The organism is Nocardia suismassiliense (assembly GCF_900269665.1).
Lineage (GTDB): Bacteria > Actinomycetota > Actinomycetes > Mycobacteriales > Mycobacteriaceae > Nocardia > Nocardia suismassiliense.
In genome coordinates, this window is record NZ_LT985361.1 from 5,480,112 (window position 1) to 5,500,639 (window position 20,528).

Annotated in this window: 17 protein-coding genes; 8 read left to right on the top strand and 9 right to left on the bottom strand. The window is 66.3% G+C overall.

Annotated features, from left to right (window positions below):
- The first annotated feature begins 73 nt into the window (after positions 1-73).
- Both DBO33_RS24330 and DBO33_RS24335 read left to right on the top strand, forming a co-directional pair.
- Positions 74-631, top strand: coding sequence for a TetR/AcrR family transcriptional regulator (locus DBO33_RS24330; protein ID WP_159080459.1), 558 nt, complete (start codon positions 74-76; stop codon positions 629-631).
- Between the two features lie 266 nt (positions 632-897).
- On the top strand, positions 898-1,863 hold the full coding sequence (locus DBO33_RS24335; RefSeq protein ID WP_107657122.1) for an alpha/beta fold hydrolase: 966 nt from the start codon (positions 898-900) through the stop codon (positions 1,861-1,863).
- Positions 1,864-1,928: 65 nt separating this feature from the next.
- Here DBO33_RS24335 and DBO33_RS24340 read toward each other — a convergent pair whose 3' ends face one another.
- Both DBO33_RS24340 and DBO33_RS24345 read right to left on the bottom strand, forming a co-directional pair.
- Entirely contained in the window at positions 1,929-3,137 is a 1,209-nt protein-coding gene (locus DBO33_RS24340; protein WP_107657123.1) for a PucR family transcriptional regulator, read from the bottom strand.
- Positions 3,138-3,392: 255 nt separating this feature from the next.
- Positions 3,393-4,028: a TetR/AcrR family transcriptional regulator gene (locus DBO33_RS24345; protein ID WP_107657124.1), complete on the bottom strand. Its 636-nt coding sequence runs from the start codon at positions 4,026-4,028 to the stop codon at positions 3,393-3,395.
- Between the two features lie 105 nt (positions 4,029-4,133).
- On the opposite strand from DBO33_RS24345, the gene DBO33_RS24350 reads away from it, so the two are divergent.
- Positions 4,134-5,510, top strand: coding sequence for an ABC1 kinase family protein (locus tag DBO33_RS24350; RefSeq protein WP_107657125.1), 1,377 nt, complete (start codon positions 4,134-4,136; stop codon positions 5,508-5,510).
- A 47-nt stretch (positions 5,511-5,557) separates the two neighbouring features.
- Here the strand turns inward: DBO33_RS24350 and DBO33_RS24355 are convergent, their stop codons facing one another.
- Positions 5,558-6,586 (bottom strand): RICIN domain-containing protein, encoded by a 1,029-nt coding sequence (locus DBO33_RS24355; RefSeq protein WP_107657126.1) that lies wholly within the window; start codon positions 6,584-6,586, stop codon positions 5,558-5,560.
- Between the two features lie 700 nt (positions 6,587-7,286).
- On the opposite strand from DBO33_RS24355, the gene DBO33_RS24360 reads away from it, so the two are divergent.
- From DBO33_RS24360 to DBO33_RS24375, 4 genes are all read left to right on the top strand, one after another.
- The gene (locus tag DBO33_RS24360) at positions 7,287-8,702 is read left to right on the top strand and encodes an FAD-binding protein (protein ID WP_107657127.1); all 1,416 of its coding nucleotides are present in this window, start codon (positions 7,287-7,289) and stop codon (positions 8,700-8,702) included.
- Between the two features lies 1 nt (position 8,703).
- Positions 8,704-9,723, top strand: a complete 1,020-nt coding sequence (locus DBO33_RS24365) for a 3-hydroxyacyl-CoA dehydrogenase NAD-binding domain-containing protein (protein WP_107657128.1) — start codon at positions 8,704-8,706, stop codon at positions 9,721-9,723.
- 39 nt (positions 9,724-9,762) lie between these two features.
- Positions 9,763-10,941: a hypothetical protein gene (locus DBO33_RS24370; protein WP_107657129.1), complete on the top strand. Its 1,179-nt coding sequence runs from the start codon at positions 9,763-9,765 to the stop codon at positions 10,939-10,941.
- 113 nt (positions 10,942-11,054) lie between these two features.
- Complete coding sequence (locus tag DBO33_RS24375) at positions 11,055-12,386, top strand: UDP-glucose dehydrogenase family protein (protein ID WP_234391391.1); 1,332 nt, start codon at positions 11,055-11,057, stop codon at positions 12,384-12,386.
- 76 nt (positions 12,387-12,462) lie between these two features.
- On the opposite strand, the gene DBO33_RS24380 is transcribed toward DBO33_RS24375, so the two are convergent.
- A complete protein-coding gene (locus tag DBO33_RS24380; RefSeq protein ID WP_107657130.1) occupies positions 12,463-13,467 on the bottom strand; it encodes an alpha/beta fold hydrolase in 1,005 nt (334 codons plus the stop codon).
- Positions 13,468-13,515: 48 nt separating this feature from the next.
- Entirely contained in the window at positions 13,516-15,090 is a 1,575-nt protein-coding gene (locus DBO33_RS24385) for a carboxylesterase/lipase family protein (protein ID WP_107657131.1), read from the bottom strand.
- Positions 15,091-15,234: 144 nt separating this feature from the next.
- Between DBO33_RS24385 and DBO33_RS24390 the strand changes: the two genes are divergently transcribed.
- Positions 15,235-15,831, top strand: coding sequence for a TetR/AcrR family transcriptional regulator (locus DBO33_RS24390; protein WP_107657132.1), 597 nt, complete (start codon positions 15,235-15,237; stop codon positions 15,829-15,831).
- Between the two features lie 19 nt (positions 15,832-15,850).
- Here the strand turns inward: DBO33_RS24390 and DBO33_RS24395 are convergent, their stop codons facing one another.
- The 4 genes from DBO33_RS24395 to DBO33_RS24410 form a co-directional block, all read right to left on the bottom strand.
- Positions 15,851-16,639, bottom strand: coding sequence for an aminoglycoside adenylyltransferase domain-containing protein (locus DBO33_RS24395; RefSeq protein ID WP_107657133.1), 789 nt, complete (start codon positions 16,637-16,639; stop codon positions 15,851-15,853).
- A gap of 63 nt (positions 16,640-16,702) precedes the next feature.
- Positions 16,703-18,319 carry a flavin-containing monooxygenase gene (locus tag DBO33_RS24400; RefSeq protein ID WP_234391008.1) on the bottom strand — a complete coding sequence of 539 codons (1,617 nt, stop codon included), beginning with the start codon at positions 18,317-18,319 and terminating at the stop codon, positions 16,703-16,705.
- Positions 18,316-18,942 (bottom strand): SRPBCC family protein, encoded by a 627-nt coding sequence (locus tag DBO33_RS24405; protein WP_107657134.1) that lies wholly within the window; start codon positions 18,940-18,942, stop codon positions 18,316-18,318. The genes DBO33_RS24400 and DBO33_RS24405 overlap by 4 nt, the downstream gene beginning before the upstream one ends.
- A 27-nt stretch (positions 18,943-18,969) precedes the next feature.
- Complete coding sequence (locus DBO33_RS24410; RefSeq protein ID WP_107657135.1) at positions 18,970-20,523, bottom strand: flavin-containing monooxygenase; 1,554 nt, start codon at positions 20,521-20,523, stop codon at positions 18,970-18,972.
- Between the last annotated feature and the right edge of the window lie 5 nt (positions 20,524-20,528).

The window sequence follows — 20,528 nt, forward strand, 5'->3', positions numbered from 1 at the left end:
GACTCCGAGCGACCGCCCCGATCAGCGGAAACGTCCGCAGCAAGCCCGCTCCCGAGAAACCCGGGACCATATCGTGGCCAACGCTGCTCAGCTTTTTGCCGAACGCGGCATCGCCGAAACGTCGACCAATCACATCGCCGCCCGAGCAGGCATCAGCATCGGCTCGCTCTACCGCTATTTCGCCGACAAGAACGCCATCCTCGACGTGCTGCGCGCCCAGCTGCTCACCGAGTTGGAGGAGCGTTTCGCCGAAACCGTGGTGACCGGAGTGACCGTCACGCCACGGGAAGCGGTGGCGAACAGCCTCACCGCGGTGCTGGACGTGGTGTGCGAGCGGGAGGGTCTGGTCCGGGCACTCGCCGCCGACGCCACCGCGCACGGCGTCGGCCTGCCCGATCTCGAACGCCGCCTACTGCTGCTCACCCGGGCATATCTGCTGCACCGACTCGGACCGACACCACAGCAAGAACTCGACGTCAGAGCCTTCGTGATGGTCAATGCCGGGCTGGCGGCGTGCTTGCGCTTCGCACTCGGCCCGACGCCGGATCTGAACCGCGATCTCCTGATCGCCGAAACCGCCGACATGATCGGCGACTGGCTCGACGCCGTCGTGCAACGGCAGAACGGCTGACTCGACCAGCTGCCGTTCAGTCCCCTAGCCAAAATTCCGGCTTCCTTCCGGGCCCGCAATACCGTTGTCCCTCAGCGTTGTTCGAGCCTCCGACCAGCGGCGCGCCGATCCAGCGGCGGCCATGCGGATCGATCCAGCGCCCAACCGAAATGGACAACAGACCAACTCCTTTCGGGTCGCACCCTTGACGCAATGAGGTCCGCGGCCGCAAATTTATCTTCCGAGATACGAAACACCGTTTCTCACAGTGAAACACAGGAGTTACGTTGGTCATCATCCAACGTCTGCTGGTCGCCATCGGCCTGAGCGCCGCCGCCACCGCATTCACCGCCCCCGCCACACACGCCCAATCGACGGCGACCAAGGTGGAGAACACCGTCGAAATCCGTTGCGCGTTCACCATGCTGCGCCAGAGCAGCGACTGGTATTTCCCCGCAGGCACCCCCAAGGCGCTGCTCTGGCTGCAGCACGGCTTCGCCAGTTCCAACGACGCGGTCGACGAGACCGCGAGAAAGTTTGCCGCGCAAGGCTTTCTGGTTTTCTCCCCGACCCTGCCCACCGCCAATATCTTCGGCTGCACCGTGGAGAACCTGGCCAACAACACCAACTTCCTGCACAACGTGGCCGATCTGTTCGGTAAGTCCGCCGACCCCGGCGACAAACTCGGCCGCAGCTTCGCCGATGCGAAGAAGAAAGCCGGACGACCGGATATGGCACTACCGAACGCCAAGGTTTTCGCCGGGCACTCCGCCGCGGGCGAGGCCGTACCGTACGTCACCCAGGTGCTGCGCGCGGATTATGCCGCTGCGTTCGGCTCGGTCCGCGGACTCATCCTGTTCGATCCGGTGAAGAGTTTCCTCGGCAACAACCTCAGCAGTTCGCTCAATCATCTGAGCAATACCACGTTGCCGATCCTGGCCATCTCCGCTCCGCCGTATAGCTGCAATCGCGACGGCAACGGCACCGAGGAGCTCATCGAACAGATCTCCCGGCCTTTCCGCGGTGTCCGGCTCACCAGCGGATCGCATATCGATGTCGAGGCGTCCAGCGCACCCGCCCCCGACAAGGTCAACTGTGGCACACCGCAGGCGAAGAACGTGTCCGCCCTGCAAACGCTCGCCATCGCCTGGGCGGGCGATTTCGTCACCGGCGCGCCAACCGCCGACTACTACCCCGGCGGCACCTACTACGAAGCCCAACGATCCGCCGGGACCATCCAAACCCTGCAATAGCCCACACAACTCGATCGGGGGCCAACGGAACCCGTTGGCCCCCAGACCGAGTCGGCGCGGCCGAGCTAGCGCGAACGCCGCCGACCGTGCGCCGCACCCATCCGGGCAACCAATGCCGAACGCAGGTACCAGACTCCGCTGGCTCGGGCCGGATCGAAACCGGTGAGCTCGCCGATGCGGCGCAGACGGTAGTCGACGGTGTTCGGGTGGATGCCGAGGCGTTCGGCCGACCGCAGCCTGCTCAGATCGGTGTCGATGTAGATCTGCAAGGTCTCGCGCAGTTCGGGGTGGTCGTCCAACGGTGCGAGGTGGTCGCCGAGCAGGTCACGGGCGGCACCGGGGCGGCTCAGTTGGTGTTGCAGGGCCAATTCGGCGAAACGGTGCACACCGGGCTCCAGTCCCATCCGTTGCGCCGTATCGAGGAGTTCGTGGGCTTGACGCGCCGCGGTGGACACCTCGTCGGGGCGGGCGGTGACCACGGTGGCGGTGATCGGCACGCACGCCGCCTCGGCCAAAGCCTGTACCAGGTCATCGAGTTCGGCGTCGGTCCGCGCGGTGGTCGGCACGAGCACCGTTCCCCCGTCGACGGACAGCAGCGACAGCGCCTCGCCGCCGAGCAGCGTCGCGAGCGCCGATTGCAGGCGGCGCAGTTTACGCCGGGCGACGACCCGACGATCGAGGCCGGGACGGCTTTCGTCGGGGTGCGCGGGCAGTGCGATGGCGAGCACGAAATACTCTGCGGCGAACCGCATTTCCGGCGGCATCGGCTGACCGCCGAGCAGCACCGACGTCAAGTTGTGGGTGGCGGTGTGATGTTCGGCCGCGTCGGCTTTGTGTTCGCGCACATAGGCTTTGCACACCGTGGCGGTCACCAGCTTGGACAGTTCGACGACCCGGCCCATGCCGGTGACGACGCCGAGCATGTCCGCCGGACCGGATCGCGCGATCAGGTCGAGCCCCATCTTGCAGCCCACATTGACGGCGTGCAGCACGGTATCGACGGGAACACCGGCCCGGGCACAGCCTGCCGCCGCCGCTTCCAGCCCGTCGGTCGCGGCGCGCACCGGGTGCCCGTTCAACCGGTGGATCAGCCAGCCGAGGCAGATCCGGACCACGACTTTGACCTCGCCGTGTAGCGCGGCCGCGGGCAACGGCCCGGCCGCCGCGACATGGTCTAGCACGGCGCGGGTCAGTTCATCGAGATCGCGCGCCGTCGACGAGATCTGTCGCTCGAGCACACCGAGCTCGGGTCGGTCGAGACTTTCGATCGTCACCGGTGGCCTCCTTCTCTGCCGTGAACCGCAGCGACTGGGGGCCGGCCGCAAGCAACTGAGCGTCTGCCACGGCCGAGAACTTCGCTGTTATCGGACTCTTGCTGTTTGGAAGCAACGGTAAACCGAGCGCCCGCTCACCTTCTACTCCTCTTTCAACGCTCGTCGCCGAAGGCATTCCGACGCGCTCACCAGGCGAAATACCGAATCAGTAGTAGTGCTGTGTCGCGGCGAACTCGACAGTAGATAGCGAGGTGCTCACTTTTTGCCGTGTACCGCTCGAGTCTCCACGTCGACCCACGCTGCGATCATGCGCGCCGTCATCTGCAGCGCCTCCGCCCGCGCCGCGCTGTCCACCTCCAGCGCCGTCGCCCGCAGCACCGCCGCGAAGCCGGTGTTGATGATGACGAAGGTCATCACGTCGTACTCGTGATCGTCGCCGGGACCGAGCATTTGGATCACCATCACCTTCACCAGCAGCCGCAGCCGTGGTTCGAATTCGGGGATCCCGCTGCTGTAGAACTGCACGCCGGCGACCAGTGCGCGGACCAGCTGGGCGTTCTCCACCAGCTCGTCGGCGATGACCTCCAGGATTCCGCTGATCACCTCGACGCTCGGCTTCTCGCCGAGGCCGAATACCCGCTGGGAGAACCGTTGTTCGATGTTCTCCAGCAGGCGCCGCAGCAGTTCTTCGACCATGACCGAGCGGTCGGCGAAATACCGGTAGACCGTGCCGATGCTCACCCCGGCCGCCGCCGCGATCTTGTTGGTCGAGGTATTGGCGATGCCGCGTTCGCCGAACAGCTGCGCGGCGGTGTCGAGGATGTGCTCGCGGGTCGCCTTGGCCCGTTCCTGCGTGGGACGGCGGCGCTGACCCACAGCTTTCGGCGGCATCGCGTACTCCTTCGAAGTGAGCTTTGCTCAGTTTAGTCCGGGCGTCGAGTGTGCGAGAGTGATGCCACCGCGACGAGCGGCCGGTGGGCCGATGGAGGTACGACAGTGGGCGATCGGGTGCCGAAGGGTCGCCTCGCGCGCGGGAGCAAGCTGGGCCGATTGGCGGCTGGCCAAGCGCTGCGCGGGATGGGCACGCGGTTGTCGATGCTCGGGCGCACCGAACAGGCACGGCAGGTGCTCGCCGAACGGTCGACTTTGCAAGCGGCGCAACAACTGGTCACCGTCCTCGGCGGGCTGAAGGGCGCGGCGATGAAGCTGGGCCAGATGCTGTCGGTGCTAGACGTGGACCTGCTGCCGGAGGCGCACCGGGAGATGTTCCGGGCCAAGCTCGCCGAGCTGCGCGATCAAGCACCGACCGTGGCGTTCCCCGCTATGCGGGCGGTGATCGACGGCGATCTCGGGCCGATGGCGCGCGTGTTCGCCGACTTCGACGAGACGCCGATCGCCGCGGCATCGATCGGTCAGGTGTATCGGGCCCGGCTGCACGACGGGCGTGCGGTCGCGGTCAAGGTCAAATATCCGGGCGTGGACGACGCCGTCGAAGCGGACATGCGCAATCTGGCCACGTTCAGCAGGCTGTGGAAGTCCATGTTGCCGAGCGCGGCCGACACCGACGTGCTCGACGAGATCGCGCGCAACATCGGCAGCGAGCTCGACTATGTGCGCGAAGCACAGACCCAGCATCGGGTCGCCGGGCGGTATCGGGGCCATCCGTTCGTCACGGTCCCGGACAGCATCGAAGAATATTGCGGGCCACATGTTTTGGTGACGGAGTTCCTGGAAGGCGAACCGTACCAACGGATCAGGGCGCTGCCGGACGCGGAACGCAATCGGATCGGCGAGCTGATCTATCGTTTCTACATCAGTGCACTCTTCACGGACTTCGAGTTCTGTGGTGATCCGCATCCCGGCAATGTCATGCTCGCGGCGGACGGCAGGCTCGGTTTCGTGGATTTCGGGCTGTACCACAGCATGGACCCGGTGCATGTCGAGCTGGAGCGGGCGTGCCTGCGGGCCGCGGGCGAGTACCGCGGCGACGACCTGTACGGCATGTGGGTCCAGCGCGGCATCGTCGACCCTCGATCCGATGTCACCGCACAGGAGTGCCTGGAATACGTCTGGGCGGCCGCCGGCTGGCATCTGGTCGACGAGGAGATCACCATCACGCCCGAACTCGCCACCGGCGCTTTGATTCTCGCCGTCGACCCCAGGGCCGCGGAGTTCCGCGGCATGCGACAGCAGCGACTACCCCCCGAGCATGTGTTCTCGCGCCGGTCCGACCTGTTCACCTTCGCCGCCCTCGGCCAGTTGGAGATCACCAACAACTGGCACCGGATCGCCAGGGAATGGCTCTACGACGAGCCGCCGGTCACCGAGATCGGGCGGGAGACGGCGCGCTGGCGCGCCGGTGCGCAGCCGTAATACGCTACGCGGGAACGGGTTTCAGTCCGGCTACCGCAACCGCTCGGTTACGCGGGCGGGATGAGGTGGATCAGGAATTCCTGGTCTCGGGCTCCGGAACATCTGCCCTGTACGATCTCCGCACCGTCGACGGTGTCCTGGTCGCGCAGCGCCAGGCAGTGGTTGGTGGCGGTGGTGCGGATGCGAAAGCGTGCCGCGGTCGTGGGGCCCGTCGGCTCTATCCGGAACTGCTGGGCGGGGTTGTCGTCGGCGCAGTCGTCCCGTGGTTCCAGCAAATCGTCGCCCGGCCCCTCGACCAGGACGGTGAGGCAGCCGATGCCGTATCTCGAGTGGTGCCATTGGATTTGCACCACGCCCTCGTCGATCGGGTCGAGGTAGACGCGGGGCGTCGATTGCGAGCAGGGGCGCTGCGCCGCGATGGCGGTGGGATAACGCTGGGTACGGTCGCGCCCCTCGGCCAGGCACAGTTCCGGTGTGCGGGCCGGTTGGATGCGTACCCAACTCCCCACATCGGCGAGCGCCAAACCCGCGACCGGCTGACTCGCCGTGGGCACGGTGTCGTCGCGGGTGTGCAACACGAGGTCCTGCACACTCAGGGTGACCGCGACGCCGAGCACCGCGGCCACCACGAGGTTGACGAACTGCCACCAGCGCGAAACACGGCGTCCCGGAGGGCCTTCCGATGTCTCGGCGACCGCTTCCGGCTCGTCGGCGGGAACGCTCTCGGCGGCGGCCCTGACCTGCTGCGACTGGTCTCGCACCGCGATCCGCCTGCGGGCATCGAGCCACTTCTTCACTTGGTCGTCGTCCAGCCCACACGCGTGGGTGAACGCGATGACGAATCGTTCCCGGGGCAAGGTGTCGCGCCCCAGCGTGGTCGCGATCGTGCTGGACGGCAGCACATCGCCGGACGCCGCGGCCTTGCCCTCCAATTGCCGGTAAGCCAACCCGGACCATGCCTTCAACAGCCGCAGTGCGGCGATGAACTCCGTGGGAGAACCGACCCCTTGCGGCTCGGGTAGGCAGGTCGACGATAGGGCGGGTTCCCCCTCCTCACGCTCCATAGCCTCCAGCATGGCAGAAGTTTTTCGAATCGGTATACCCAACTTCACCCGTCTTTAACGTCCCGAACCGATTGGTGCGCAACAGATTGCACCGAATCGCCTAGTAGCAGGTACTTGCCGTTGCGCAAATTCACTGCGCCACTTGTGTTTCCAAGACCCCCCATTCGGGGCTAACCGCATAGCGTTGTCCGACACCGTATTTCACACATACTTTGCGAGTGCGAGCGGCCAGCGCCGGACCGAACGTTCGTTCACGCCCGAATTCGGACAAGGGCGCGGCACCGCCGGAACCGCGGCTGCCGAAACCGCGCGTCGATGCTGGTAGCCGGGGCAAGCCGAGGCGGCCGGCGGGCGTTCGAGCGCGTTCACGAACATGCCCGATTTGTCCCGAACACGGCCTGAACAGCGCGAACGCTTGTCGGGCCGCAGCGCCCGCCGCAAGACTGAAACGACCACACGCCGCTGCCGGCCGCCCCGCCGGAGCTCGGATGCCGGAGGGATCTCGAACTCCCCGACGGAACCGCGCCCGCTGGACCACGGATATCCACCCCGGTCATCGGTTCACCCACGATGGGCCCGCCCGCGCACATTGCGGTCCGCGAGCAACAGCCCATCCCCACTCGAGCAGAAGACGTGCGTCTCACGGCGCTTACCGGCTATTCGGCGATGCCGCCTACTGCCCCAGGGGAATTCACCTAAAGGAGGGTCCTGAATGAATGCCCGAAAAAGTATCCCACATGAATGGCAGGTCGTTGTCGTCGGGGCAGGAAATGCGGGGCTCTGTGCGGGAATAGCGGCATTGCAGGCCGGCGTGAATTCTGTCGCCGTCCTCGAGTCGGCGCCGAAAGAACTGCGCGGCGGAAACAGCGCCTTGACGAAGAGCGTGCGATTCCCCTGGCACGACCGGTCCTACATCGCCACCTTGCTCGGCGAGCCGGACGACCACCGCGTGGATGACCTGCTGGCCGGGCGGCGCGAATACACCGAGGACGACTATCTCGACGACTGGCTCCGCGTCTCCGGCAGCCAGGTCGACGCCGCGCTCATCGAGTCCATTATTCATCGCGCCAACAACGCCATTACCTGGCTGCACGGCCTCGGCCAGCGGTGGGTACCGAGGAAGAATCCGCTGCCCGGCGACGTACCCGTGGTTTTCGACGGCGGCGGGCAGGGCCTGCAAGAACGAAACTTCGATCAGTACGAACGCCTCGGCGGTGTCGTCTGTTACGACAGTCCGGTGACGGGCATCGAGCCGGTCGGCGGCAAGTACCGCCTGCACGGTTCCGGCCCGGCTTTTCCCGTCGTCTGCGATGCCCTGATCCTCGCCTCCGGCGGATTCGAGGGAAACGCGCAGATGCGCGGACACCACCTCGGGGAGCCGTGGCGAGAGGTGAAACTGCGCGGCGTGCCGTTCAACGACGGACTTCCGCTGGCGGCGGCCATCGCGGTCGGCGCGGACACCGCGGGCAACTGGCGGAAATGTCATACGACGCCGCAAGGCATCGGGCTGCCGAGTTACCTGCTGCCAGGGCAGATGTCGAGGTCCCATGAACTGACGCGCTACGCCTTTCCGCACGGCATCGTCGTCAACCGATCCGGGCGCCGATTCTTCGACGAGTGCGCCGAATACAGCAATCTGGCCTACGTCACGCTCGGGCAGAAGATCATGGACCAGCCGGGCAAGATCGCCTATCAACTATTCGACAGCAAGGTGATCAACGCTGGGCTGCTGCCGGACAGCTATTTCAGCGATCCCGCCTCCATCATCACCCCGACCCTGGAGGACGGCGCGCGGCAGCTCGGCATCGATGCCGGCCAGCTGCTCGACGAGGTGAAACGCCTGAACAGTGACCCGCAAGCGGTCACGCATCTCGACGCGCCACCGTTCCTTTTCGTTCCGGTGGTCTCCGGATTGACCTTCACCTACGGCGGGCTCTCGGTGACGGAAAACGCCGAGGTGCGCGGTGGTGGCGAGCCGATCGACGGACTGTATGCGGCCGGCGTAATAGTCGGCGGACTATACGACCAAGGTTATCCAGCAGGCACCGGACTGATGGCCGGTGCGGTGCTCGGCCGCGCGGCTGGAACGCACGCCGCCGAATACGCCCTTCGCGCCAGGGCGGTCTGACATGCGCATCATTGTCATCGGCGCCGGAATGATCGGCGCACGGCACGCCGCGTACTTCGCGCAGGCGGGTCATCAGGTCAGCACCGTCGACCAGCAGGCCGCGGCGGACTTCGACCGATTGGCGCTGGTACCCGACCCGGCGGAGGTGGCGGCCTGGGTCGTCGCCACGCCGACCGCCACGCATCTCCCGGTACTCGGCGAAGTGCTGAGTTACCAACGGGACGCCCGCATCCTGCTCGAGAAACCCGCGTGTTACCCAACGGAATTCGCCGATCTGACGCGGCTGGTCCGGCGGTATCCGCGCGCGCGAATCGTCGTCAACGACGTCTACGCCTACAGCGCGGCCGTGCGGCGCTTCACGGAGTCGGTGCGGCAGTTCGGCGCATCGGATCAGATCAGGAAGATCACGATCGAGTTCACCAAGAATCGGGAGCGCGACGTCGCGAACGGCAGGTTCGTCGATACGCAGTACGGCGAGCCAGGTTACGAGTTCTTCCACATGCTGAGCATTCTTCGTTCGGTCCTGCCGACCGACCAGTATCAGACCTACCTGCGCACGGTGCCGATATCGGTGACACCCGAGATGCGGGTATGCACGTCGATACCGGGCATGCCCGAAGTCGAGATCTACGCCTCGTCGAAGGGCGTGATCGGATTCGCGGAGCTGGCCGGTTTCGCCTTCTCCGGAGATATCGCGAAGGACCACATCCATCGTTCGCTGATCCCCTACGGCGACGAGCTGCGCTACCGCTTCGCGGACGTGGCGTTCGCCTCCGGCAGGCACGTGACCCTGGTATTCGAACCGCATTACGGCGTGGCGGTCGACTACAAGAACGAACACGCCGTCCATATCCGCGATGCCGCGTCGCAGCATCGTTTCACGGTCTCCGGAAACCATTTCAAGGAGGCGTTGCTCATCCAGTTGGATCTATTGTGCCGCACCGCGGTATCCACTCCCCCGCTGCGGCTGCCGGAGCATCAGTTCATGGCAGACCTCGGCGGTCAATTCATCAAAGTTTAAGGCAATGCGATGTATTCGCACGATCGAAAGAGATTCACCATGCAAACCTTCGAGGACGTTTCGACACTCCTGCGTGTGGCCCCCGACATGCTGCCCGAAGTCACGGATGTGGAGTCGGCTCGCACGCGGATCGCGACCGAGATCAAGTCCGCGGAGTCCGCATACGACTTGTTCGCGCAGGCTTGCCGATTCGAGCACCCCTACACCGTGAGCTGGGTGCACCGGCCCGGCGAACGGTCGGCGTACCTGTCGCTGGAACTGGCCGCGGAGTCGCTGGACGACGACCGGCACCGGGCCCTGCTGGCCGGCGTCGTGCTGTCGACCTCGATGTCCATCCCCTACGACTATCGAGCGCACGCCGCCGAGGAGCTGGTCCGGCTCGGGCTGGGTGCGTTCGCCGGCGCATTCCAGGAGGTCGTGGACTCCTACGTGCCGCTGCCCGCGCGCAGTCTCGAGGCGAAGATCAACGTGCCGACCGACGGCATCGATCACCTGTTCACCATTCCGGACACCGCCGAGGCGCGGATCGATCTACTGATCACCGCGAGCAAATTGAAGACACTCGAGACCCGATACCTGCTTGCCGGGCGGGTCCTCGGGCACGCCCAGGTGCCGGCCACGACCACGGACGCGGAGCGTCTGATCGTGGAGGATGCCGGCACGACCATGATCGCCCCGTCGGACTACCTGGTGCCCTGGGACCAGGAGTTCCCCGGTCCGGACGGCGCCGGGATCACGCTCGCGGAACTGATGCGAATCGTCCTGCTGTGCCCGGAGTTCAAGCTGCCCGACGCCAAGGTGCGTCCGATCCTGGTGGACTTCTACAAGTCCATCCTGCGGATCAGCGGCCGCTCGATCATCGGCCTCTCGGCCGGTGTCTTCCACGTCGAACACGGCACCCTCGCCACGCCGTCCTACTACTACCAGGGTCGCGATTCCATTCTCGGCAAGGGTTTGGTGATCGACTGCGTCGGCGGTGCGATCTTGCAGAACGGTTCGTTCCTCGGCGGTGGCTTCATGCCCATCCTGATCCACACGCACAAGCACATTCGTAAGAGCGGTGGCTCCGGCGCCTCGGAACGCAAGACGATCCAGCCGTGCATCTTCGCCGCCGAGGCCGGTGCCCGATTCCCGATGGACGCGGTCGGTCTGTTCGAGACCGTCGACTATCTCGGAAAAGAGGCTCCGTTCAAGGGCATTCGAGCCATTCCGCTCTGAGCTCGGCCGTCCGTATTCCGCTTTACCCCTTAGTTCGTGAGATTTTCTCTGCCCGTAGGCCCCGCGTGTCACTCGTTCACTGCTCGGTGCTGGGAGGTGAGATGTTCAAGGAGATGAATGCTGTGTTCAATACTACTGTCGCCGTGGTCGGCGCCGGCTATGTCGGACTGACGACGGCGGTGTGCCTGGCTTCGCTGGGCCACCGAGTGATCTGCGCGGATGTCGATCCGGCGAAGGTCAAAACATTATCCGGCGGTGAATCCACCATCGCGGAGCCGGGCATGTGCGAGCTCGTCGTGGACGGATTGGCTACCGGGCGATTGACTTTCGTGCTCGGCGCCGGTGCGGCGGTCGCCGAGGCCGAGTTCGTCATCCTGTGCGTCCCGACACCGATGGGGCGCGACGGAGCGGCGAATCTGAGCACGCTCGAGTCCGTCGTGGCGGAGTTGCGGCATCAGCTGCTGCCCGGTTGTGTCGTGGTGAACAAGTCGACCGTGCCGGTGGGTACCGCGGTGCGCATCAACGATCTGATCGGCCGCGAGGATGTCACGGTCGTATCCAACCCGGAGTTCCTGCGGGAAGGGTCCGCGATCTACGACTTCCTGAATCCCGATCGCATCGTGGTCGGCTCCGACGATCCGGACTCCGCCGAACGTGTTGCCGCGCTGTACCGGCGGCTCGACGCGCCAGTTCTGCTGACCGGTTCGGCGAGCGCGGAGATGATCAAATACGCGGCCAACTGCTACCTGGCCACTCGCCTGTCCTATGTGAATGCCATCGCCGAGTTGTGCGAGTATCTCGGCGCGGACATCAGCGACGTGACCATGGGCATGGGGTACGACCAGCGCATCGGCAAGGAATTCCTGCGCCCCGGTCCGGGGTGGGGCGGGTCCTGCCTGCCCAAGGACACGGTGGCGCTGTTGCGATCGGCGCAGACCGTCGGTTGTGAGTTCCCGCTGCTGCGCGCCGCCATCGACACCAATACCCGGCAGCACGAGCTGGTGGTGGACAAGGTTCGCCATGCGGTCGGCGGCCGATTGGCGGGGGTCCGAATCGGCATGCTGGGGTTGACCTTCAAGGCAGGCACCGACGATCTACGCGACTCGCCCGCGTTGGCGATCGCGCAGCGGCTGGTCGCCGAGGGCGCGGACTTACGCGCGTACGACCCCAGCGTCCGGAAAGCGGTGCCGGGCAGCACCGATGGCGTGCGGGTCATGGAGACCGCGTACCACGCGGCACACGGTTCGGCCGCGATCATGGTGCTCACCGAGTGGCCCGAGTTCCGCGACCTGGACTGGAAGCGGATGGCGGGCTTGCTCGTCGGCCGCTCGGTGATCGACGCCCGCAATCACCTGGACCCGCTGGTCCTGCACCTCGCGGGACTGTCCTGCGAACGTGTCGGTCGCGGGAGTCCGAAGGTGTCCGATCTGGATCTCGCAGGCTGACAGAGCATCTCGCGGGATGACGCGAAAGGCCTGGAACCGCCCCCGGTTCCGGGCCTTTCGCGGTGTTGTGATCCCGTCAGCGCACTCTCGCGAGGAATGCGGCTGTGTCGGAGGCGATCTCGTCGGGATACTCACCGATGATCGCGTGCGACGCGTCCGGGTAGACCCGCACGGTGGCGTCGGCGAGCACGGACTCGGCCCGCCGAGCCGCCGCCGCGCTGTCGTGCATCACCGACCGGCCCGCCAACAGGACCAGGATGGGCATCTTCAAACTCTTCAGCTGATCATCGGAGAACTCCGTCGGCGCGGGCAGATGCAGCGCGTAGGTCTGCATGCCCGCTTCGATCATGTCCGCGACGGGGACATCCTCGACCGGCGCGCCGCCCGCGGTCCAGCTGTTGAAGTCGTCGCGCCAGCTCTTCGGAAACCAGCGCACGGAGGCCGGTATCGACCGGATGATCGTGCGAAACGGCATGCCCGCGAACGTCATCGCCGGATCGAGCAGGATGACGCCTGCGATCTTGCCCGGTTGCCGGATCGCGAGATTGGTGGCCGTCCAGCCACCGATCGAGACGCCGAGCAGGTACAGCTGCTTCTCGGGCAACTGCCGGAGGGCCTGATGTAACCAGCGCGCTTGGTCATCATCGTGCTCGATGGGGCGGGTCTGGATACTCGCACCTGGTTCACCGAGCAGGTCGATGGCGTAGACGGTGCGCAGCTTGGTCAACGTGGGCAGGTTGTCCGCCCACATCGGTGTCGCGGCGGCGCGTCCGGGCAGCAGCACCAGTGGGGGCGCGGTCGGGTCGGCGCCGTCGAAGCGATACACCCGGACCACGCCGTAGTCGGTCCGCAGATCCAGTGTGGCGCTCGGTGCGGGCAGGTCGCGCATCGCTCGCGTGTAGGCGTCGAAGAATCGGTCGTGGCCCGCCGCGGAGGTGAAGTGGCCGACCGGGGAGGTGTCACGGACCGCGAGCCAGGCCACCAGGCCGAGCGTGACCACTCCCGCGGTGATTGCCAGCAGTCGTCGTTTGCCCCAGCGCCGCCGAATCGCGTTGGGCGCCGGTTCCTTTTCGTCGTTCATCGAGCACCTTTCGATAGGGCCGTGCACAGTTCGCAGCACCGGATCGCGTCAGCGGTGCCCGAGGCGAAGCCAGAAGTCGATGTGGTGTCCGGCGTCGAAGTCAGTGGGTCCGATCCCGCCCGGCCCCGGGGCCAGCGACTGAACGAACGGCCGCTCTCCTGCGACCGGCGCCCACGCGGGCCGGTTCGGGACAGCGGGCACACCGTCGTGCGCGAACGCCGACCAGTAGTCGATCATCGCATCGGCGAGTTCGCGTTGCGCGTCATCGAGTCCGCGCGCCAAACCGGGCAGGTCGAACAGGTAAGCCAATTCGGCGCCGTGGTAGGCGCCGTACGGAAACGGTGCGGCGGGCAGGTCGGTGAACTGCGGCGGCGCCGGGTCGGCGAACTCGTAGGCGAAGACGGTGGCCGACCGGGCCAGGGCGTCGCGGGCGTTCCTGGTCGGGTACGCCCAGGTGCGATCGGTGTTGAGCTGGGCCAGCGTCTTCGCGTTGTCGCCGGGCTGCGCGGGGTAGGCGGCGGCCACGGCGTCGGCGTGGGTGCCGAAGTCGGCGTCGAGCACTCGCCGGTATTCGGCCGCGGTCAATGGTGACGGCACCGAACCGACGATCGATACGCGCGCCTCGTCGCGGTTGTTGCCCAGGATGATCGGCATGCGCGCGAATCGGCCCTCGCGCAACGCGATTGCCGGGTGTTCGGGCAGCAGTGCGTTGCCGTAGCTGGGGCCGAACTGTGCGTGGCCGGCCAGCAATCGGTCGGTCGGGGCTTGCCGGAGGCAGGTGAGGTCGATACCGTGCGGCGGGCAGCCGAGGCGCTCGGACAATGCGCGACCCTGATCTTCGGCGTATGCCGGAGTATCGAACGCGGTGCTGCCGGTGCCGTCGGCGGCGTAGGGCGGCCACTCCGACATGCAGGTCCCGCTCTGCATGACGGCCTTGTGGAACAAACCCGTTGCGGCGGGTGAAGTGAGCTGCGCGCAGGTGCTCATCGCGCCCGCCGACTCGCCGAACAGGGTGATATTGCCGGGATCGCCGCCGAATGCGGCCGCGTTGGCCGCGGCCCAGCGCAGGGCCAACTGCTGGTCCTGGAGTCCGAACGTGCCGCCGTCGGCCAGGCCGGGCAGGCGCAGGAAGCCGAAGACGCCGAGGCGGTAGTTGGCGGTCACCACGACCACGTCACCCTGACTCGCCAGCCGGGCCGCGCCGTACTCGGCCGCATTGCCCTGATAGAAACCGCCGCCGTATAGCCACACCATGACCGGTCGTGGACGGGTGGGTTTCGCTGCCGGAGTGGTGACGTTGAGGTACAGGCAGTCTTCGGATTGCGGCCCCTCGGACGGATCGGCCGGATTCTGCATGCACAACGAGCCTGGCGTGGTCGCGTCTCGTTCACCCGTCCAGGCTGGTGCGGGTCGCGGTGGCTGCCAACGCAATTCGCCGACGGGCGGTTGCGCGAATGGAATCCCTTGAAACAGGCGGTGATTCGGCTGCACCGCGCCGCGAACAGTGCCACCAGTTGTTTGCACCACCGCCGGGTCGGCCCGTTCCTGCGCACACGCGGTGAGCAGGAATGCGATCAGCACTGCGGCGAGTGCGCAGCTTCCGGCAGCGAGACGTGACTTCATCGGACGGCCTTTCCTGATTTCCGGCGGATCTCGGCCGGCGGTCTGCCGCCTGTCCAATACAGGCAAACTCCAAAATAGGACACTACTGTCTCATAAACAACCGTGTTCGTCCCATCGATTCCTTGGGGGTGCTAATGTTCGGCCATGGCCAGCCGCGGAGACGTCGACGCGTCGCCCACCCCGTCGAGCGGCGTTCGGAGCCGCACCCGGACCGCCATCATGACCGCCGCGCTCGCGGCATGGACGCGCGACTTCTCCGCTTCGCTCACCGACATCGCCGATCGCGCCGGCGTCAGCCGCAGCACGCTGCACCGCTACTTCCCGGAACGGCAAGATCTCGTCGATGCCGTGCTCATCGACTCGTTGCAGGTCGTCGATGCGGTGGCGACCGCGGCGAACAACGGGACCCGCGCCCCGCTCGACCATCTGATCTACCTGCTGCGGTCCCTCGTCGAAGTCAGCGACCGCGTGGTCTTCCTCTTCGCCGACCCACGCCGCTTCGCGGGCAACCCGCACTGGGGCGATGCGAACGATGCGAGCGTGCGGACGCTCATCGCCGCCGCACAGGCCGAGGGCACGCTCGACCCCGAGTTACCGACGGAGTGGATCGACGGCGTCTACAACGCGCACATCTTCCTCGCCGCCGAAGCCGCCCAGCGGGGTACCGCGCCGTCACATGCGGTCGCGGACAACGCGATTCGCACGTTCCTCGGCGGTGTGGGCGTTCCGCGGTCGACCTAGCCGCAAGTACTCGGCCGAATCATCGTTCGATCGCGGCCTTTTCGACCTGACCGCGCACCCATGCCAGGAACGTCTGCACGTCGGCGGCGGGTAGCGCCAGCGCTGCCGTGCGAGGGCGCTGGAAGCTGCGCAATGCCGCGTCGATGAGATCCCGGAAGTCCGCTTCGGATTCCATCATCAGCTGCGCGGCTTCGCTTTTGGCGAGCCACCGCCCGGTGCGGCAGAACGCCACCGAGCGGCAGCCGTTGAGTACCTGGTTGTCGCTCAGATGGCCCTCCCCCGTGGCGTGCTCGCGGACCGAGGCGAGGAGCGCGGCGAAAAGGTCGCGCGGTGCGGGTGGTGCGAGCACCTGCCGCACCGGGCTGCCGTAGAGGAGGCATCCCGTCTGATAGGCGATCGACCGATCGATGACATACCAGAAGTCCGATGATTGCCCCGGATCGAAGCTGGCGCGATTCGACAGCAGCGGACCGGTATTGAGATCCAGCAGATACCCCGCTGCGGCGGCGGGCTGGGCGGCGAAAGTGGCGTCGTAGACGACCAATTCGAGCCCGGCCGCAGGACACGGCAGAGCAGGGTGCGCGAGCGCTTCGGCCAGTTCGCGTATCGCGGATGCGGGTAACGACGGTTCGACCACGAGGATCACGTCGATGTCGCTGCGCCCGTGGCGGTAATCCGCCAGCGCGATCGATCCGACCGCGAAGGCGCTGCGCAGCTGCTCCCCGCACGTCTTGTGCGCCCGCTGCACGAGCTCTGCCAGGTACGGACGCACCTCGGCGGGCACCGCGGCTGGGTCTACGAGAGCCATGCGGCCAGTATCCATCAGCGCCCCTCCGCCCAGCCGTCAGGAGGGCGGAGGGGCGCGGCCGGGCTACCCGAGTTCGGCGTCGGCCAGTTCGACCGGCGCGGTGTCGATCGGGTCGTCGTAGCGGACCGCATGGCGGTAGCTGTAGTCGTCACGGTCGAAACGAACGGCCTTGCGGTAGGTCTTCAGCAACGACCACGGGCGGATATACGGCGACTTGCCTTGGGAGTTGACGAAGTAGCTGTTCGACCCCTCGCAGCGAGTTTCCAAGTAGTACGACAGGTTCCGGCCGCTACGCAGCATCTCCTGATGGAACCGCTCCTGCGCTTCCGGCCGCACCTCCACCGTGGTGGCGCCGCGCCGCCGGGTCTCGTCGATGACGGTGGCTATGTGGCGCATGGCGTTCTCCACGAAGTAGTGGAACGCGGTGCCGGTCCAGGAGTAGGGGCCGATCATGATGAAGCGGTTCGGCACGCCGGCGACGGAGGTGCTGTAGTAGGCCTTCAGCTCCTCGGTGTTGTAGAAGACGCCCAGGTCGAATCCGTCTCGGCCGATCACGGTTCCGGGTTTGTAGCTCTCCGGGTCGGAGAACACCTCGTAGCCGGTGGCCAGCACCAGCGCGTCGATCTCCCGCTCGACGCCGTCCGCGCTGCGGATGCCGTTCGGCTGGATCTCGGCGATGCCCGCGGTGATCAGCTCGACATTGTCGCGGTTGAGCGTCGGCAGATAGTCGCCGCCCGCACCGCCACGGATGCATACGATCCCGAAGCCGGGCCGCAGCACACGTCGGATCTCCTTGTCCTTCACCTTGATTCGCAGCCACCCCGCGTAGGCTGCGCGTCCGACGGCATCGACCAGCCGAGCGCCCATTTTCCACAGCGGCGCGGGCGTGAAGACCGCGATGCGCAACATCGTGTCGATGACCGTCTGCGCGATCCCGTTGACGGCAGCGGAACCGCCGGGCAGCGCGAGCAGCCGTTGCATCCACGGGCGCAGGACGAAATCCGGCTTCGGCAGGTACACCTGCGGCGTGCGCTGATAGATGTCGAGCCGGTCGACCTGCGCGGCGAGCTTCGGCGCGATCTGCATGGTGCTGGCGCCGACACCGATGATGGCCACCCGCTTGCCGGTGAAGTCGAAGTCGTGATTCCAGTCGGCCGGATGCATGGAAGTCCCGGTGTAGGAGCCCAATCCGGGGATGTTCGGCTCGGTCTTCGGGTTGATGTAGGCGCCGACCGCACTGATCACGAACCGGGCGGTGATCACCTCGCCGGTGTCGGTGTGCAGCCGCCACAGCGCGTGGTCGTCGTCCCATTCTTCGCGAACGATGGTGGTGTGGAAGCGCATTCGGCGCGGCAGGTCGTGCTCGGCGGCGACCTCCTGGAGATACTGCAGGATCTGGTCGCGTTTGGCGAAGAATCGGTCCCAGTCCGGTTTACGCGCGAAGGAGAATTGATAAGTCGTACTGGGGATGTCGCAGCCCGCGTCGGGGTAGCTGTGGCTGTACCAGGTGCCACCGAGTCCGCCGATCCGGTCCACGATCAGGAAGTTGTCGACGCCGATCTCCTGCAGCTTCACCCCGGCACAGATGCCGCCGATGCCCGCGCCGATCGCCACGACCTCGTACTGCGGCGTCTCCACCGTATCCACGAATTCTGCTGCGATACCGTTGGTTTCGGTCACTGGACGCCTTCCTCGGCACGATGGGTACCCTGTGGGTCGGTGGTCCGGCCATTGGTGGGGATGTCGCGGGGCGGACCGGTGCGCACGACTTCGTCGACGCGACGGCGAAACAGCGGTCCCAGTCCGGCGATTCGATAAGCCGCCCGCCACAGCGGTGGGAACCACGTCGCGAAGCGCAACGGCAGGCGCGGGGTGACCGCGACCGTCCACGCCACCCTCGTCTGATCGGCGCCGACATCATCGAAGGTCATGTTCTCGGCGTACTGGCGGACGAGTATGTACTGCAGCCAGGTGGCGCTCACCACGCCGAAGGTGATGCGGCGGTTCGGTTCATAACGCCAGAACCGTTCGCGTTCCACCCACAGGACCCGCAGCGGCGCGAAGACCGAACCCATCTCGCGGATCACGCCCACGCCGCGAGCCGGCGAGTCGTAGCGCACGCCGGTGCGCGGAATCGGCAGCCACCGCCACGCGTGCTCGTCGTCCAGGGCGGTCCACACTGCCCAGCGTGGTGCGTCGAAGACGTCTTCGACGGTGAACACCAGTGCGGCGGTGTCGAAGACGGAATCGTCGACGGGCTGTACCGCGGGATACTGCTTCTGCAAGAAAGAGGTGACACTCATGATCGTCTCCGATTCGGGGAATAGTGCTCAGCGAGCGACGGCGTGCCGGGGCGCGGCATCCGCGTCGACCGGCCGGGTGGTCGTGTACCGGTAGTGGTCCAGCGGGAAATGCCGGTTGCTCCAGTACATTCCGAGCTGGGTGGTGGCCCGGAAAGCCGGACCGTCACCCTGATAGTTGATGTAGTAGGTGCGTGACTCCGCGCATCCCTGCTTGAACAGGTAGGTGTTCTTGTTGCGGGCATACATTCGGGTGAAGTACTCGTCGTGCGGTTCCCGGCGGATCTCCGCGCGGGTGGCGCCCCTGCGCAACGCCTCACCGATGACCCGCGCGCTGTGCGCCGCGGTGGCTTCGATGAGCGGGATCACCGAACCCGGTGCGTAACCGTAGGGCCCGAAGATGTGGAACATATTGGGGAACCCAGGCACCGACACGCCCTCATAGGCCTGGTACCTGTTCGTATGCCAGAACTCGCCCAATTCGGTTTCGCCGCAGCCATATACGGGGTACGGCGGGGTCGCGCCCCGGTCCATCACCTGGAATCCGGTGGCCGTCACCACCAGATCGAACTCGCGATGCACAGCGTCCTCGGTGACGACGCCGCGCTCGGTGAACCGCTCGATCGCCGTGGTGACCAGGTCGACGTGCGGCTTGGTATAGGTCTTGAAGTAGTTGTTGGAAATCGACGGCCGCTTGCAGCCGAGCCGATAGGTGGGCGTGAGCGCACGCCGCAGCGCGCGATCGCGGACCTGGGTGAACAGGTAGGCCTTCAACGCCACTTCGCCGGCGCCGAGCACTGCGGAGGTCAGGCGCGGATAGTCCGACAGCGCGAACCCGACCCCGAGGAACGCGTTCACGGCGACATTCCCGATCAACCGGACCGCCTGCTGGGCGGGCGGCAAGTCGAGCACCCGATTGCTCAGGCTGCCCAGCGGAAAGTCCGGCTTGGGGGCCACCCAGATGGCGGTGCGCTGGAACACGGTCAGCTGCTCGGCCTGCGCGGCCAACTGCGGAATCACCTGCAGGGCAGTGGCTCCGGTGCCGATCACCGCAACCCGTTTGCCGCGATAGTCGTAGGAGTGGTCCCAGCGCGCGGTATGCATGAGGGTGCCCGCGTAGTCGGCTATGCCCGGAATCGCCGGCGGTTTCGGCTGTTCGAGCGCGCCGACCGCGCTCACCAGGAAACGAGCGGTGATCTCGGCGCCGTCGGTGGTCCGCACCCGCCACAGGTCGGCCGTCTCGTCGAACCGTGCCTCGACCGCGCCGCACCCGAGCCGCAGCTTGCCGCGCAAACCCTGCCGGTCCACCACTTCCTCGGCATAACGCTGGATCTCGTTGCCGGGGGCGAAGAATCGGGACCAGCGCGAGCGCTGCTGGAAGGAGAAGTTGTAGATCGGTGACGGAACATCGACGGCCACACCGGGATAGGTGTTGGCGTTCCAGGTACCGCCGACCCGATGCCACTTGTCGATGATCAGGAAGTTCTCGATACCCGCGCGGCGCAGCGCCGCCCCGGTGCCGATACCGCCGAATCCCGCGCCGATCACGAGCACGTCGTGCTCGGGAATGCTGGTGGAGCTCATGGAAA

Excerpts from the sequence above, each read along its gene's own strand:
- DBO33_RS24345 (WP_107657124.1), bottom strand. The coding sequence starts at position 4,028 with ATGCCGCCGAAAGCTGTGGGTCAGCGCCGCCGTCCCACGCAGGAACGG.
- DBO33_RS24355 (WP_107657126.1), bottom strand. The coding sequence starts at position 6,586 with ATGCTGGAGGCTATGGAGCGTGAGGAGGGGGAACCCGCCCTATCGTCG.
- DBO33_RS24360 (WP_107657127.1), top strand. The coding sequence starts at position 7,287 with ATGAATGCCCGAAAAAGTATCCCACATGAATGGCAGGTCGTTGTCGTC.
- DBO33_RS24365 (WP_107657128.1), top strand. The coding sequence starts at position 8,704 with ATGCGCATCATTGTCATCGGCGCCGGAATGATCGGCGCACGGCACGCC.
- DBO33_RS24370 (WP_107657129.1), top strand. The coding sequence starts at position 9,763 with ATGCAAACCTTCGAGGACGTTTCGACACTCCTGCGTGTGGCCCCCGAC.
- DBO33_RS24375 (WP_234391391.1), top strand. The coding sequence starts at position 11,055 with ATGAATGCTGTGTTCAATACTACTGTCGCCGTGGTCGGCGCCGGCTAT.
- DBO33_RS24380 (WP_107657130.1), bottom strand. The coding sequence starts at position 13,467 with ATGAACGACGAAAAGGAACCGGCGCCCAACGCGATTCGGCGGCGCTGG.
- DBO33_RS24385 (WP_107657131.1), bottom strand. The coding sequence starts at position 15,090 with ATGAAGTCACGTCTCGCTGCCGGAAGCTGCGCACTCGCCGCAGTGCTG.
- DBO33_RS24390 (WP_107657132.1), top strand. The coding sequence starts at position 15,235 with ATGGCCAGCCGCGGAGACGTCGACGCGTCGCCCACCCCGTCGAGCGGC.
- DBO33_RS24395 (WP_107657133.1), bottom strand. The coding sequence starts at position 16,639 with ATGGCTCTCGTAGACCCAGCCGCGGTGCCCGCCGAGGTGCGTCCGTAC.
- DBO33_RS24405 (WP_107657134.1), bottom strand. The coding sequence starts at position 18,942 with ATGAGTGTCACCTCTTTCTTGCAGAAGCAGTATCCCGCGGTACAGCCC.
- DBO33_RS24410 (WP_107657135.1), bottom strand. The coding sequence starts at position 20,523 with ATGAGCTCCACCAGCATTCCCGAGCACGACGTGCTCGTGATCGGCGCG.